The sequence below is a fragment of the Shewanella sp. MF08487 genome, assembly GCF_050848685.1.
GTDB lineage: Bacteria > Pseudomonadota > Gammaproteobacteria > Enterobacterales > Shewanellaceae > Shewanella > Shewanella glacialipiscicola.
Map to the genome: position 1 here is coordinate 42733 of NZ_JBOZPB010000018.1, position 14514 is coordinate 57246.

13 protein-coding genes and 1 other annotated feature are annotated in these 14514 nt (G+C 44.0%); of the genes, 11 read left to right on the plus strand and 2 right to left on the minus strand.

Annotated elements, in window-relative coordinates:
• Positions 1-46: 46 nt before the first annotated feature.
• Positions 47-835: a cytochrome C assembly family protein gene (locus ACRN9H_RS13105; RefSeq protein WP_432314280.1), complete on the minus strand. Its 789-nt coding sequence runs from the start codon at positions 833-835 to the stop codon at positions 47-49.
• A gap of 288 nt (positions 836-1123) precedes the next feature.
• Between ACRN9H_RS13105 and ffh the strand changes: the two genes are divergently transcribed.
• The 11 genes from ffh (at position 1124) to ACRN9H_RS13160 (ending at position 12107) form a co-directional block, all read left to right on the plus strand.
• Positions 1124-2497: a signal recognition particle protein gene (ffh, locus tag ACRN9H_RS13110; RefSeq protein WP_432314282.1), complete on the plus strand. Its 1374-nt coding sequence runs from the start codon at positions 1124-1126 to the stop codon at positions 2495-2497.
• 217 nt (positions 2498-2714) lie between these two features.
• Positions 2715-2966, plus strand: a complete 252-nt coding sequence (gene rpsP, locus ACRN9H_RS13115; protein ID WP_006080788.1) for a 30S ribosomal protein S16 — start codon at positions 2715-2717, stop codon at positions 2964-2966.
• Positions 2967-2986: 20 nt separating this feature from the next.
• Complete coding sequence (gene rimM / locus ACRN9H_RS13120; RefSeq protein ID WP_432314284.1) at positions 2987-3517, plus strand: ribosome maturation factor RimM; 531 nt, start codon at positions 2987-2989, stop codon at positions 3515-3517.
• A 15-nt stretch (positions 3518-3532) separates the two neighbouring features.
• A complete protein-coding gene (gene trmD, locus ACRN9H_RS13125) occupies positions 3533-4279 on the plus strand; it encodes a tRNA (guanosine(37)-N1)-methyltransferase TrmD (protein ID WP_220773360.1) in 747 nt (248 codons plus the stop codon).
• A gap of 34 nt (positions 4280-4313) precedes the next feature.
• Complete coding sequence (gene rplS / locus ACRN9H_RS13130; protein ID WP_432314286.1) at positions 4314-4667, plus strand: 50S ribosomal protein L19; 354 nt, start codon at positions 4314-4316, stop codon at positions 4665-4667.
• A 253-nt stretch (positions 4668-4920) separates the two neighbouring features.
• The gene (locus ACRN9H_RS13135; RefSeq protein ID WP_432314287.1) at positions 4921-6012 is read left to right on the plus strand and encodes a 3-deoxy-7-phosphoheptulonate synthase; all 1092 of its coding nucleotides are present in this window, start codon (positions 4921-4923) and stop codon (positions 6010-6012) included.
• 28 nt (positions 6013-6040) lie between these two features.
• Positions 6041-7180 carry a bifunctional chorismate mutase/prephenate dehydrogenase gene (gene tyrA, locus ACRN9H_RS13140; RefSeq protein ID WP_432314289.1) on the plus strand — a complete coding sequence of 380 codons (1140 nt, stop codon included), beginning with the start codon at positions 6041-6043 and terminating at the stop codon, positions 7178-7180.
• Between the two features lie 217 nt (positions 7181-7397).
• Positions 7398-9062, plus strand: a complete 1665-nt coding sequence (gene hcp / locus ACRN9H_RS13145; protein ID WP_432314291.1) for a hydroxylamine reductase — start codon at positions 7398-7400, stop codon at positions 9060-9062.
• Between the two features lie 61 nt (positions 9063-9123).
• A complete protein-coding gene (locus ACRN9H_RS13150; RefSeq protein WP_432314293.1) occupies positions 9124-10257 on the plus strand; it encodes an FAD-binding oxidoreductase in 1134 nt (377 codons plus the stop codon).
• 166 nt (positions 10258-10423) lie between these two features.
• Positions 10424-10759 carry a hypothetical protein gene (locus ACRN9H_RS13155; protein WP_432314294.1) on the plus strand — a complete coding sequence of 112 codons (336 nt, stop codon included), beginning with the start codon at positions 10424-10426 and terminating at the stop codon, positions 10757-10759.
• A gap of 43 nt (positions 10760-10802) precedes the next feature.
• Positions 10803-12107, plus strand: a complete 1305-nt coding sequence (locus ACRN9H_RS13160; RefSeq protein ID WP_432314296.1) for a cation:proton antiporter — start codon at positions 10803-10805, stop codon at positions 12105-12107.
• A gap of 150 nt (positions 12108-12257) precedes the next feature.
• Here the strand turns inward: ACRN9H_RS13160 and ACRN9H_RS13165 are convergent, their stop codons facing one another.
• A complete protein-coding gene (locus ACRN9H_RS13165; RefSeq protein WP_432314298.1) occupies positions 12258-14252 on the minus strand; it encodes a chorismate mutase in 1995 nt (664 codons plus the stop codon).
• 41 nt (positions 14253-14293) lie between these two features.
• Positions 14294-14410 (minus strand) — a sequence feature (Phe leader region).
• Positions 14411-14514: the final 104 nt, after the last annotated feature.

Genomic DNA, 14514 nt, shown 5'->3' on the forward strand with positions numbered 1-14514 from the left:
GTGTCAAGTCGGCAGCAGCATTAATTGCCTTTACCGACTTAAATGTTTAGTTGAGGATTAACTCTTTGACAATGCGCGCGCCAAAATAAGCGAGCGAAAGTAAACCTGCGCCAGTGAGCGTGTAAATGACGGCGGTACGAATTTTACAGCCGACCCAGTATTGCTGCCACAACATAGTTATGTACACAAACCACGCCATTATAGACAAAATGGCCTTGTGACCTTTGCCATCAGCAAACATGTCATCAAGAAAAATAAACCCAGTAGCAAGTGACAAACTGAGCAAGATAACGCCGATAATCACTAGGTGATAAAGTTGTTTTTCAACTGTCATCAGTGGTGGAATGCCTGGGCTCAACATAAACTGTTTTTTCTTCAGTTTATTTTGAATCATTGCCAATTGTATCGCATATAAAGCCGCAATCATTAAGGCACTGTAAGCCATGAGTGATAGCACCACATGGGCTAACACTTCAGGGTAAAGTTCAAAATGAATAATAAATTTAGGCGGTAATAGCCAGAGCAGGGCAACGGATAGCACAGAACAGGCATAAACGACGGGCACAACCACAATCACTTTTAACCTAAACATCAATATGGTAAAGGTGAAAGCGATAATCCAGTTTACTAAGGAAATCACATTCGTCAGGCTAAAGTTTTGGCCATCAGTGGTGAAAATCATCTGAGATAGTGCAGCAGCATGCAATATCACTGCTATCGCCGCAAAGCCTGCAACAGCGCGGCGATTTGGCCCTTCTGGATGGAACAATCGACTCGTCACTAGTACCAATGCAATGCAGTAAAAAAACATGGCTGAGGCAGAAAAAATGACCATGGGTAATTAACCTATTTGTGTAGTTAAAGGTGCCTTAAAAACGGCGTGTACAGATCAATATTTCCTTAGAATAACATGAGCGGTTGGCAAATGGGCAGTGACATGAGCTGCAAAATTTAGCAGACTCTTATTGTTATGCATAAATAATGTGTCATCGGCAATAAAACATGACTCAACGCAAGTAAAACACTTAAGCACCATCAAGATGAGTGCAGCAGTAGCATAATGCGCATGCATCGTTATAATACCACTCATCAATAGAGATGCTTAAAGGTATAGAACAGGACGATGTTTGAGAACCTAACCGACAGACTGTCACGCACACTGAAAAACATCAGTGGCCGTGGTCGCTTAACTGAAGAAAACGTTAAGGAAACCCTACGCGAAGTGCGTATGGCACTGCTGGAGGCCGATGTTGCCCTGCCTGTGGTGCGCGAATTCGTTAATAATGTAAAAGAACGTGCTGTTGGCCAAGAAGTCTCTAAAAGCTTAAGCCCAGGTCAAGCCTTTATTAAGATAGTTCAAAACGAACTTGAAAAATCCATGGGCGAGGCGAATGAAGCTTTAGATTTAGCGACTCAGCCGCCAGCCGTAATTATGATGGCAGGCCTGCAAGGCGCCGGTAAAACCACCAGTGTTGCCAAACTCGGTAAGTTTTTACGTGAGCGTCATAAAAAATCAGTATTAGTTGTCAGCGCCGACGTTTATCGCCCTGCGGCGATTAAACAGCTTGAAACCCTAGCACAAGAAGTTGAAGTTAACTTTTTCCCATCAGATGTCAGCCAAAAGCCTATTGATATCGCTAAGGCAGCTATTGCCCACGCTAAATTAAAGTTCATCGATGTGGTGATCCTCGATACCGCAGGTCGTTTGCATGTCGATGAAGCCATGATGGACGAAATCAAAGCGTTACATGCTGCGGTTAAGCCTATTGAAACCTTATTCGTTGTTGATGCGATGACAGGTCAAGATGCGGCGAATACGGCCAAAGCATTTAACGAAGCATTACCATTGACCGGGGTTATCTTAACCAAAGTCGACGGTGATGCGCGTGGTGGTGCAGCGTTATCGATTCGCCATATTACAGGTAAGCCGATTAAATTCCTCGGTGTGGGCGAAAAAACGGATGCGCTAGAACCGTTCCATCCGGATCGTATTGCTTCACGTATTCTCGGCATGGGCGATGTATTATCGCTTATCGAAGAAGTGGAGCGTGGCGTAGATAAAGAAAAGGCCATGAAGCTTGCTTCGAAAGTGAAGCAAGGTGGCAGTTTCGATTTAGAAGATTTCCGTGAGCAGTTACAACAAATGAAAAACATGGGCGGCATGATGAATATGCTGGAAAAACTGCCCGGCGTAGGTCAATTACCCCCAGAAGCTTTAGCACAAATCCAAGATGGTAAAATGACCGGCCAAATGGAAGCCATGATCAATTCGATGACGTCTAAGGAACGTAAGAACCCTGACTTAATCAAAGGCTCACGTAAACGTCGTATTGCTGCAGGTTCAGGCACGCAAATCCAAGATGTAAACCGTTTACTCAAACAGTTTACCCAAATGCAAAAAATGATGAAAAAAATGTCGGCTAAGGGTGGTATGCAAAAAATGATGCGCGGAATGCGCGGAATGATGCCACCAGGAATGAAATTTCCTGGACGTTAATCACCTATTTCTGGTTGAATTTAATACGTTATCAGTCGGTAGATTCTGATTGTGACTATGAGTGTACTAAGGTGGTAGGTTTAATAATCGCCATCTTGGGTTGCATTCGTTGGAAACTCAGGTAAAATCTTTCGGCTTTCTATCTGGAACTCTTCGCGAACACGGGGTTCCAGTTTTTATTTTTGCTTCAAGCAAATCATTAGAGGATTGAAAACGCATGGTTACCATTCGTTTAGCTCGTGGCGGCGCAAAAAAGCGTCCATTTTATAACATCGTTGTTGCTGATAGCCGTAACGCTCGTGACGGTCGTTTCATCGAACGTGTTGGTTTCTTCAACCCATTGGCCCGTGGCCAAGAAGAAACGTTACGTTTAGACCTAGCACGCGTTGAGCACTGGGTTTCTAACGGTGCAGCTGCTACAGAACGTGTAGCAAAATTGATTAAAGACGCTCGTAAAGCAACTGCTTAATAGCGTTAAGGTATAGATTGATGAGCAGTAACCAACAGCCAGTCGTACTGGGGAAATTAGGCTCCTGTCATGGCATTAAAGGTTGGCTGAAAATCACCGCCTATACCGATTCTGTTGAAGGTATCTTTGACTATTCGCCTTGGCTTATTAAAGAAAATGGTGAATGGCGCGAAATAAAGGTCACCCAGTGGCGTCATCAAGGCAAGGCTGTAGTGGCTTTACTTGACGGTGTAGAAACACGGGAGCAAGCGCAAATACTCACCAATTGTGAGATTGCGATTTTGCCGGAACAGATGAATGACTTGCCAGTAGATGAATTTTATTGGCGCGATCTCATCGGTTGCGAAGTGGTCAATACAACTGGCTATAACATGGGTGTCGTCGATCAGATCGTGGAAACAGGATCGAACGATGTACTACTCGTTAAAGCCAACGCTAAAGATAGTTTCGGCAAAGTGGAACGTATGATCCCCTTTGTCCCTGAGCAGTTCATCAAAACGGTGGATCTGCAAGGTAAACAGATTTTAGTGGATTGGGATCCTGACTTCTAAGTCGAGGTACAACAGATGTGGTTAGGGGTAATAACCCTGTTCCCAGAGATGTTCCGTGCCGTGACAGACTTTGGAGTTACGGGTCGAGCCGTGAAAAACGGCCTGCTCGAGTTGCACACGTGGAATCCCCGTGATTTCACCCATGATAGACATAATACGGTAGATGACCGACCTTACGGCGGTGGTCCCGGAATGTTAATGATGGTGCAGCCCTTGCGTGATGCCATCCATGCGGCGAAAGCTGCAGCGGGTGACGGTGCGAAGGTGATTTACTTGTCACCTCAAGGACGCAAGCTGGACCAGCAAGGCGTCAGTGAGTTGGCTCAGTCATCACGTTTGATTTTGGTGTGTGGTCGATACGAAGGTATTGATGAGCGCATTATTCAAACGGAAGTGGATGAAGAGTGGTCGATTGGGGATTACGTGCTTTCGGGCGGCGAATTACCGGCGATGACTCTGATAGATTCAGTATCGCGATTGGTTCCTGGCGTGCTAGGAAAACAAGCTTCGGCGGAGCAAGATTCTTTCTCCGACGGTCTACTGGATTGCCCACATTACACTCGCCCTGAAAGCCTTGATGGTCTTGACGTACCGGCAGTGCTGCTAAGTGGCAACCACGAACAAATTAGACTCTGGCGTTTACAGCAAAGCCTTGGTAGGACTTTACTGAGACGACCAGAATTATTGCAAAATCTAGCTCTGACTGACGAACAAACGACTCAATTAGCGCAGTTCGTTGAAGCAATGGACAAGCATGCTTAGTCGTAGCTCAGTTAATTCTAGAACGGAGTAAGTTATGAACAACATCATTAAAATGCTCAACGATGAGCAAATGAAACAAGACGTACCTGCGTTTGGTGCTGGTGATACAGTAGTAGTTCAGGTTCGTGTTAAAGAAGGTGATAAAGAGCGTTTACAGGCTTTCGAAGGCGTGGTAATTGCTAAGCGTAACCGTGGTCTGCACTCTGCATTCACAGTACGTAAAATCTCTAATGGCGAAGGTGTTGAGCGTGCTTTCCAAACGCACAGCCCACTGATCGCTAGCATTGAAGTTAAGCGTCGTGGCCGCGTTCGTCGTGCCAAACTGTACTATCTGCGTGATCGTTCAGGTAAATCTGCACGTATCCGTGAGAAGCTGGGAACTAAGTAATAGTTACCGCTACAGAAAAAAAGACGTAGTGTTCGCACAAAAAACCGCCCTAGTGGCGGTTTTTTGTTGCTATTTTTTGAGTATTTTTGCTTGATCTCAATGGAATGTGTAGGCATAGTGTCCACTCGATTGTAATGACGTATCATTACACCAGTCCATTACAAATAGCTGATGCTATTTGTTATATGAAATGAAGTCCATTATTTGAGTTTCCGTTAACAACGGATTAAACACTAAGTCCTAGGTGGTAAGCATGCAACAAGATACGATTAACAACGTACACATTAGTTCAGAGAAAGTATTAATTACCCCGCAAGAGCTTAAGAATGCCTTGCCACTTTCTGAGCATGCTTATCGCTATATCCTCAATGCCCGTAAAACCGTTGCCGATATTGTTCATAAACGTGATAACCGCGTATTAATCGTCACAGGCCCTTGTTCTATCCACGATATCGCCGCCGCCAAAGAATATGCCTTAAAGCTTAAAACGCTACACGATGAGCTCAGCGATGAGTTTTACATTTTGATGCGAGTCTATTTTGAAAAACCGCGCACTACCGTCGGTTGGAAGGGCATGATTAACGATCCTGACATGGATGAGTCCTTCGATGTTGAAAAGGGTTTGAAAATGGCTCGAGAGTTGATGATTTGGCTTGCCGAGTTGGGGCTACCTGTCGCAACCGAAGCGCTTGACCCTATCAGCCCGCAGTACATATCTGAATTAGTGACTTGGTCGGCAATTGGTGCACGCACCACAGAATCGCAAACCCACAGAGAGATGGCGTCTGGTTTGTCTATGCCTGTCGGTTTTAAAAATGGTACTGATGGTAAGCTCGAGGTCGCGATTAACGCGCTAAAATCTGCCGCCAGCAGCCACAGGTTTATGGGTATTAATCAGCAGGGCCAAGTGGCCTTATTACAAACGGCGGGCAATCCTGATGGTCACGTGATTTTGCGGGGCGGCATAACGCCTAACTATGATGCCGCCAGCGTAGCAGAATGCGAGCTTCAATTACATAAAGCTAAGCTCAATGCACGCTTGATTATTGACTGTAGCCACGGTAATTCATCCAAAGACTACAGCCGACAAAAGAGTGTATGCGAAGATGTGTTTGCACAAATTTACAACGGCAATAAATCGATTATCGGCGTAATGCTTGAAAGCAATTTAAATGAAGGCAATCAAAGTTGTGATAAACCACTACATGAGCTAGCGTATGGTGTTTCTGTAACAGACTCCTGTATTAACTGGCAAAAAACAGAAACTATTTTACGTAACGGGGCATCAAAGTTATCTTCAGTACTCCCTACACGCTTTGTGGTACTTAACGCCGCCGTAGCTTAAATTAGCCACAGCCTAATGGACTTTATCAATGAACGAGAGAACCACCGCCGACTTAGAACACTTACGCGGTTTGATTGATGGTGCGGACCAACAGTTATTACATTTACTGCGCAAACGTTTGGATTTGGTGGCGCAGGTTGGCACCGTAAAACACGCCGCTGGACTACCTATTTATGCGCCTCAGCGTGAAGCCGCTATGCTGGCTAAACGCCGTGATGAAGCGAAAAAAATGGGCATAGCCCCGCAATTAATTGAAGATATTTTACGCCGCCTGATGCGTGAATCTTATCTCAATGAGAAAGACGTTGGCTTTAAGCAAATCAAAACTGATTTAGGCTCTGTCGTCATTGTGGGTGGTAAAGGTCAGTTGGGCAGCTTGTTTCAACAGATGCTTAAGTTGTCGGGTTATCAGGTTAACATTCTTGATAAAGACGATTGGCAACAGGCTGATAGCTTATTTGCTGATGCGGGTATGGTGCTGGTGACTGTGCCGATTGCCATCACTTGCGAGCTTATCCGTGAAAAGTTAACTAAGTTACCTAAAGACTGTATTTTAGCGGATTTGACTTCGATTAAAACTGAGCCGGTAAAAGCCATGCTTGCGGCACATTCTGGCCCTGTTGTTGGCTTTCATCCAATGTTTGGCCCTGATGTTGGTAGCCTCGCAAAACAAGTTGTAGTGGTTTGCCACGGCCGCTCACCGGAAAAGTACCAATGGCTGCTGGAGCAGATTGCTATTTGGGGCGCGCGCATTGTAGAAGCAGAACCTGAGCGTCACGATAATGCGATGCAATTAGTGCAGGCGATGCGCCATTTTTCGACTTTTGTTTATGGCTTGAACTTATGTAAAGAAGAGGCTGATATTGAAACCCTGTTGCAATTTAGCTCGCCTATTTATCGTTTAGAGTTAGCTATGGTAGGGCGTTTATTTGCTCAAAGCCCTGAACTTTACGCTGATATAATTTTTGCACAGCAAGACAGCCAACATGCAATCAGTGACTATTTAGATAACTACCGTGAAGCATTAGCCCTACTTAAGCGTGGCGATAGAAATGAGTTTATTAAGCAATTTGAAACCGTTGCTAAATGGTTTGGAGATTTTGCCCCTCAGTTTCAGCGCGAAAGTCGTCTCATGCTGCAATCAGTTAATGATATGAAAATAAACTAGTTTATTAATATCTCCTCCTATAAAACGCTCATTATTAATGGGCGTTTTTTATACCTATCAGATAAAAATCTTTGTTTTTAATTAGCAGTTGCTTAAGGTGATCGCTCTCTAATATTTAACATTCCGTCTTAAAAATGACTGTCGCTTATGCTGTGTTTAGGTAGACTAGTTTTAAACATGTAAAAATAAAGCATGAATTTAAATTAGGAGTCTATCCATGTTCTGTATTCAGTGTGAGCAAACCATTCGTACACCCGCTGGTAATGGTTGTAGTTATTCCCAAGGTATGTGTGGCAAGTTGGCGGCAACGTCCGATCTGCAAGACTTGCTGATTTATATGCTGCAAGGCGTTTCTGTATATGCGGTTAAAGCCCGCGAAATGGGCATTATTGATGCCGAAATTGATAGTTTTGTGCCTAAAGCTTTTTTCTCTACTCTAACGAACGTTAATTTTGATGACGAACGCATCATGGCCTATGCCCAGCAAGCGGCCAAATATCGCGCTCAGCTGAAGGCATCTTACGAGGCCGCATGTGCACAAGCGGGTATTACTGCTGAACAGGTACCAGAAGTGGCTCAGTTAGTGCTAGGAACCAATAAAATTGAAATGCTGGCACAGGCACCCATTGCACTGCTGAATAAAGATAAGCATGAAGTGCATGAAGATATTATGGGGCTTAGATTATTATGCTTATATGGTCTTAAAGGGGCGGCAGCCTATATGGAACATGCCCACGTGCTCGGTCAGACCGATGCAGAAGTGGCGGGGCGTTTTCATGAAATCATGTCTTTCTTGGGTGAGCCGGGTGTCGATGCAGACAAGCTATTCACAACTGCGATGGATATAGGTCAGCTAAACTATCGCATTATGGCGATGCTTGATGCCGGCGAAACCCAAGCTTTTGGTCACCCAGAGCCAACAGTCGTCAATACTAAAGCGGTTAAGGGTAAAGCGATTCTTGTTTCTGGCCATGATATGAAGGATCTAGAGCTGATCCTCGAGCAGACGGTAGGCAAGGGTATTAACGTATTTACCCATGGCGAAATGCTGCCTGCGTTAGCGTATCCCGCCTTTAAAAAGTATGCACATTTAGTTGGTAACTACGGCAGTGCTTGGCAGAACCAACAGAAAGAGTTTACCAATTTCCCCGGTGCAGTAGTGATGACATCTAACTGTATTATCGATCCTAATGTGGGCAGTTATAGCGACCGTATCTTTACTCGCAGTATAGTGGGCTGGCCTGGTGTGGTGCATATCGAAGGAGATGATTTCTCGGCTGTCATTGATAAAGCGTTAGCCTTAGAAGGCTTTAGCTATGATGAAATCCCACATCAAATCACCATAGGTTTTGCCCGTAATGCTTTGATGGCAGCAGCGCCCGCCGTGGTTGAAAACGTTAAGAGCGGTGCAATTAAGCATTTCTTCCTCGTGGGTGGTTGTGATGGTGATAAAGCAGACAGAAGCTACTTCACTGAACTTGCTAAATCCACACCTAAGGATTCAATAATCCTGACGCTAGGCTGTGGTAAGTACAAATTCAATAAGCTCGAATTTGGTGACATTAACGGTATTCCACGTTTGCTCGATGTGGGCCAATGTAACGATGCCTATTCAGCGATTCAGTTAGCAATTGCGTTATCGGAAGTGTTTGAATGTGATATCAATGAATTACCTCTGAGCTTAGTGCTTTCTTGGTTTGAGCAAAAAGCCATTGTAGTACTGCTGACGCTGTTGTCACTTGGCGTTAAAAATATTCGAACAGGCCCCACGCCACCTGCGTTCCTGACGGCCAATTTAGCCAAAATTTTGGAAGATAAGTTTGGCTTGCGTAATACCACGACAGTCGAAGCCGATTTAAAAACCATGTTAAACGTGGCTTAAATCAACTGAGAAATCTTGTTTAACTGCGGTTTTAGGTTGTTTAATAAAACCGCAGTGTTGTATGGATAAGAATGCTATGAATATGAACGTGATGGCGGGGACTGGAGTGTTATCAGTTGCGCCTCAAAGATCAGAAAGTGTCAATCAACTGGTGTGCGTTGAGCGCTTGAATGAAACCGCGGATGTGGTCAGTTTTCGTTTTCAAGCGGGTGAACCGATGAAGTTCGATTACAAACCCGGTCAGTTTATGACTTTTGTACTCGAGATCAACGGCGAGCAAGTATGCCGTAGCTATACTTTATCTTCATCGCCTTCACGGCCCTATTCTTTGATGGTGACGATAAAACGTGTCGAGGGTGGGCTGGTATCTAACTATTTGATCGATAATCTTATTCCTGGGCAGAGCGTAAGAGTGCTACCGCCAACGGGACATTTTAACTTAATTGATATTCCTGCACAGAAATATCTTTTTTTGAGTGCGGGTTGTGGCATTACGCCTATGTATTCAATGTCTCGTTATCTGACCGACACCCAAATTAATGCCGATATTGCCTTTGTACATAGTGCGAGATCAGAGGCCGATATTATTTTTAAATCGTCACTTGATACGATGGCGAATCGCTTTAATACTTTCAAACTTAGTTATGCATTAGAGACTGACACTGAAATCGTAACCCGTCTTTCGCCGATAATAAACGTTAATGTTGGCCGCTTAACGTCGCAAATGCTACAAACTGCAGTGCCTGACTTTGCTGATAGAACCCTCTATTTATGCGGGCCAGAGCCTTATATGAAGGCAGTAAAAGCATTATTGGATGAACTCAGTTTCGATATGCGTCAGTTACACCATGAAAGCTTTGCTACCGCTTCGATCGCCGCGCGTGGTCAGCTTATGCAAGATAAGTCTTCAGATGAAACCAATGCAAATTCAGAACAAGTGGTTTTTACCTTGTCTATTGGCGAACGCACTACAACGCTAAAACAAGGACAAAGTTTACTGGAAGGGATTGAGGCTGAAGGATTACCGATTATTGCTGCTTGTCGTTCGGGAGTTTGCGGTGCATGTAAATGCCAAGTATTAGCGGGCGAAACCGCATCGACGAGTGTGATGACTCTAACCGCTGCTGAAATTGAGGCTGGATTTGTACTGGCTTGCTCTACAACGTTAACCTCCAATGTGACACTTAAACTCTAATTTGCTGGTGAAATTATGCCAGTAGTACAGTGCTTATTTGTGCCATTTTTAAATGGATGGAAATATTTCTAATCCTTAGTTGCGCTTATCTCAGTGAGAACGTAAGGTTAATGACAAGGGCGTAGGATGTTTGCGCCCAGTCCATTAGTCTGGCTGGAGTTTCTCAATGACAATGACAACCACTTATGCCACAAAAATTGAAGATCGTACTCTTGGGCATTTGTTGTACGCCTTGATGTCGGGTTTTCCTTTATTATTACTTCCCGTACTGCTAAGTCTGTTTATTAATTTTTCCCAACGCCAATCCCATAGTCATCCATTGTTAACATCACATTTGCGTTGGCAACGGCACTCTAATATCGCCTTTTTAGGGCTATTAGTACTCGGTTATTGTGTGCCGCAAACTTGGCTCAGTCTTTCGATTTACTTCTTTGGAATTATTTGGTTTTGCCATAGGATCATTAAAGGGTGGCTCAGTCTATTGGATGGTTTAGAAATCTAAACTTATGCTAGAGTCTCTAAATTGATAATATTTAGAGGCTCCTATGTCTAGTTACCAAATTCTGTGTATCCTCTGCGCCCTGGCGTTAGTCACTTCAGTTATCTCTTCGCGCGTCCATAAACTGCAAGAAACCGTTGCCATTACGGCTATCGCCCTCGGAGTGAGTTTGTTGTTACTCCTTGGGGGAAAAGCATTAGGCGGTGACGTTTATCTGTATTTTGTTTCAGGATTAGAGAAGCTTGATTTTCAAGCCTTGTTACTCAATGGCATGCTAGGTTTTTTACTTTTTGCTGGTGCATTACAGATCCGCTTAAAAATACTGAGGCAACAAAAGTGGGAGATTTTAATCCTCGCTTTTGTCAGCACATTATTATCAACCTTTATTGTCGGCGGTCTGTTATTTTGGTTTGCACCTATGCTGGGTTTACCGTTATTACTCAGCCATTGCTTGCTGTTTGGCGCCTTGATTTCACCTACCGATCCTATCGCCGTTTTGGCTATTTTAAAGAAAATGGGCGCACCAGAAGATATTGCTATTCAAGTGGAAGGTGAATCTTTATTTAACGATGGCATCGGATTAGTGATTTTTGTGGCGATATCGCAATTAGCCTTCTCCACTGAACCGCTAACGTTTATCCATATCTCGGAGTTATTTATTCAAGAGGCTGTTGGCGGGGTCATTTATGGCTGCATACTGGGTTTTTTACTGCATCATTTTTTCCGCTATTGTGAAGAAGAAACACAATTGATGCTGGTCACGCTGCTTATTCCAACCGCAGGATATGTAATGGCAGAGGTGTTTGGGGTTTCTGGGCCTTTGGCTATGGTGAGCGCGGGGATCATCATAGGTAATTTTAGTGTGCCTAAGTTTTTTACCCGTCACGAGCGAGTGAAGCTACTGACATTTTGGTCGCTGATTGAATCTTTCTTCAATGCTTTACTCTTCCTGTTACTGGGTTTATTACTCTTACTCGTCACTTTTAAAGCGCCATTGTGGTGGTTTATGTTTATGGCTATCCCTCTTGTGCTGCTTGCACGAGCCTTGAGCGTATTATTACCCTATTTGGGCTTTAGATTGTTTAAGTCTTACAACCCCTATGCAGAGACAATTCTGATTTGGGGTGGGTTAAGGGGAGGATTAGCCCTTGCTATGGCGATGAGTTTACCTGAGGGGATTGTTATCGATGCTATTGGTGGTGTGGAGCTGAGGGAATTGTTGTTAGTGATGACTTATGCCGTCGTCGTATTTTCGATTCTAGTGCAGGGCTCCACTATGACAGGGCTTATCCGTAAAAGTAATGCAGCTACCGAACCATCGACAGCTGCCGGCTCTTCTGAAAATGCATAAAGGATGATTAGGCTGCGGTATTAAACGATATTAAGCCTGTTAGTTATCACGCTAACTAGCAGGCCTGTCTTAGTCAATCAGAGATAAAATAAATATCATTTATCCCCTAACAGACTTCGAATTCATTACATTTAACTCAAGATAAAAGTTTTAGTTAACTCGATACAGCTCCCGTACTACAGTGCTAATTAAGTTAAGCGACTCATTTTCATTACCGGTATCGAGTGGGTAATTGAGTATCAATCCATCGACTTTAAGCTGCTTAATACCTTGCGTTTGCACGAGCAATGCATCATCAGCTACGGCATAACTTGGGTTGATCAAAATGGGTAAATGACTTGTAGCTTTAATTTGGATCAGGCTTGCTAAATCGAGTGAGGGGCGATTGGCGTTATTTAAGGTTCTAATACCCGAATCACAGAGGACCAGCTGCTGATTGCCTTGGCTTAAGATCACTTCAGTCGCTGTAAGCCATTCTTCAAAACTTGCCATCTCGTTACGTTCAAGTATTAAAGGTACAGGTAAAGTGCCCGCTTGAGTGAGTAAGGTTTGATTAAACATCTGCTTGCCAGCGAGAAACAGCATATCAGCGTGTTGAATGGCTAACGGCATATCAGCTTCTTGCTCTATAGCGATAATACATACTAAATCATATTGATGCAGGATTTGGCGTAATTTAGCGATCGTCACTTCCGGCATCGCTATTTGATTAATCGCATTGAGCAGAACAGCTTGGAATCCTGCTTCTTTAAGCTGTTTCACATGCTGTTCAAACGCTGATAATGTTAAATGTGAAATTTCATTTTTCAATGTCATTTGGGCAATAGCACCTATGTGGCCTGCACCTATGGACATGGCACCGCAGTTAATCTCACTCGCTTGGTCTTTATAGGCTTTGCTATATCGAATAGGGTTAGTGCTTACCTCATTCTCACTAATTATTTGCTCCTTAGATGTGCTAGGTTCAATCAGTAACTGGCGGTTGCTCAACTGTGTTGGTTTGACTGTTTCACAAGGATAACAGCCTAATACTTTGATAAAACGGGTGATCCGCTCGAGTTGCTTTAAACCCGCCTGCATGGATTCACTGGAGATATTCGCGTCGATATCCAAATAGAACATCTCTTCCCAAGGCGTCCCTGGAATCGGGCGTGACTCTAGTTTGCTCATGTTTAACTGATGTGCTTTGAGTACCAGCAGAGCTTCAACCAAAGCTCCCGCCTTTTGGCTTGTCGCCATAATCAATGTGGTCTTAGCGGGTAACTGTTCAGGCACGGCAACGGCTTTGCGGGCAACCACGATAAAGCGGCTTTGGTTGATCTTCTGATTTGCTAAGCCAGCTTCTATAGACTCTAGCTGATAAAGTGCACCACCTTCGGCGCTGCCAATCGCTGCAGCACTATTATCTGCGCTTTGGTTTACTCTCTCCATCGCTTCTGCGCTGCTCGAGCAATATTCCAGCTTCAAGTCTTTGTGTTGACTTAAATACCTGCTGCATTGGCTAATAGGTTGCGGGTGGGCGTAGACTATTTTGATATCTGCTAATTTACTGCCAGGTTTTCCTAATAAGCAGTGACTGACTTCAATCGTTGTTTCGCCCACAATCGACAGACTGGTGTGCTGTAGCACGTCGTAGACTTCGTTGATTGAACCTGAAGATGTGTTCTCAATCGGCAGGAAACCATAATCAGCATGCCCAGACTCAACGGCTTGCACTATTTCATTAAAACTTTGGCATCCTAAATCCAGCATTTCAACTTGGCGACGTTGGCAGTAGCGGCTCGCGGCGAGATAGGAGTAAGAGCCTCTAGCACCGAGGTAGGCAATACAATACTGTTGTTTCTGTGTTTCAGGGTTGGCACGACCGTGAAGGTAAGCTTGTTGATTCAATACTGAATCTTCGATAATGCTCTGGTAAAGTGAGATGACATAGTGGGCATCTAATCCCTTTTCTCGTCCTTCTTTTACTAGTCGAGCGAGCAGTTCTTTTTCCCTTTGAGTATCTCTGATTGGCCTGATATCGACCTCTTTGCTACGAGCGACTTCTAAACTTAAACGACGACGCTCTGCGAGTAATGCCAGCAGTTCATTATCCAGATTGGTAATCTGCTCTCGGGTTTGATTTAAAGGCTGTGGTGTATGCATTCTGACCTCAATTGCCGCCATGTGTTTTATTAATCGTTAAATACAAAAAAGCCCCCCAGTTGGGAGGCTTTGGATTTTTACTTTCGTTTTTACACAGTAAATCCGCCTCCTAAAGTGAGGGTATAAAAAAGAAAGTAGAAAAAATTGTAGTTATTATTTTCATAGTCTTAAAGCTAAAGGGCTGGGGCTTAGCTGTCAATCAAAACTTTCTTAAATAAGTTCAAAAAGAAAGCGCACCCGAGGGTGCGCTGGTTTGATTATT

Excerpts from the sequence above, each read along its gene's own strand:
- ACRN9H_RS13105 (WP_432314280.1), bottom strand. The coding sequence starts at position 835 with ATGGTCATTTTTTCTGCCTCAGCCATGTTTTTTTACTGCATTGCATTG.
- ffh (WP_432314282.1), top strand. The coding sequence starts at position 1,124 with ATGTTTGAGAACCTAACCGACAGACTGTCACGCACACTGAAAAACATC.
- rpsP (WP_006080788.1), top strand. The coding sequence starts at position 2,715 with ATGGTTACCATTCGTTTAGCTCGTGGCGGCGCAAAAAAGCGTCCATTT.
- rimM (WP_432314284.1), top strand. The coding sequence starts at position 2,987 with ATGAGCAGTAACCAACAGCCAGTCGTACTGGGGAAATTAGGCTCCTGT.
- trmD (WP_220773360.1), top strand. The coding sequence starts at position 3,533 with ATGTGGTTAGGGGTAATAACCCTGTTCCCAGAGATGTTCCGTGCCGTG.
- rplS (WP_432314286.1), top strand. The coding sequence starts at position 4,314 with ATGAACAACATCATTAAAATGCTCAACGATGAGCAAATGAAACAAGAC.
- ACRN9H_RS13135 (WP_432314287.1), top strand. The coding sequence starts at position 4,921 with ATGCAACAAGATACGATTAACAACGTACACATTAGTTCAGAGAAAGTA.
- tyrA (WP_432314289.1), top strand. The coding sequence starts at position 6,041 with ATGAACGAGAGAACCACCGCCGACTTAGAACACTTACGCGGTTTGATT.
- hcp (WP_432314291.1), top strand. The coding sequence starts at position 7,398 with ATGTTCTGTATTCAGTGTGAGCAAACCATTCGTACACCCGCTGGTAAT.
- ACRN9H_RS13150 (WP_432314293.1), top strand. The coding sequence starts at position 9,124 with ATGGATAAGAATGCTATGAATATGAACGTGATGGCGGGGACTGGAGTG.
- ACRN9H_RS13155 (WP_432314294.1), top strand. The coding sequence starts at position 10,424 with ATGACAATGACAACCACTTATGCCACAAAAATTGAAGATCGTACTCTT.
- ACRN9H_RS13160 (WP_432314296.1), top strand. The coding sequence starts at position 10,803 with ATGTCTAGTTACCAAATTCTGTGTATCCTCTGCGCCCTGGCGTTAGTC.
- ACRN9H_RS13165 (WP_432314298.1), bottom strand. The coding sequence starts at position 14,252 with ATGCATACACCACAGCCTTTAAATCAAACCCGAGAGCAGATTACCAAT.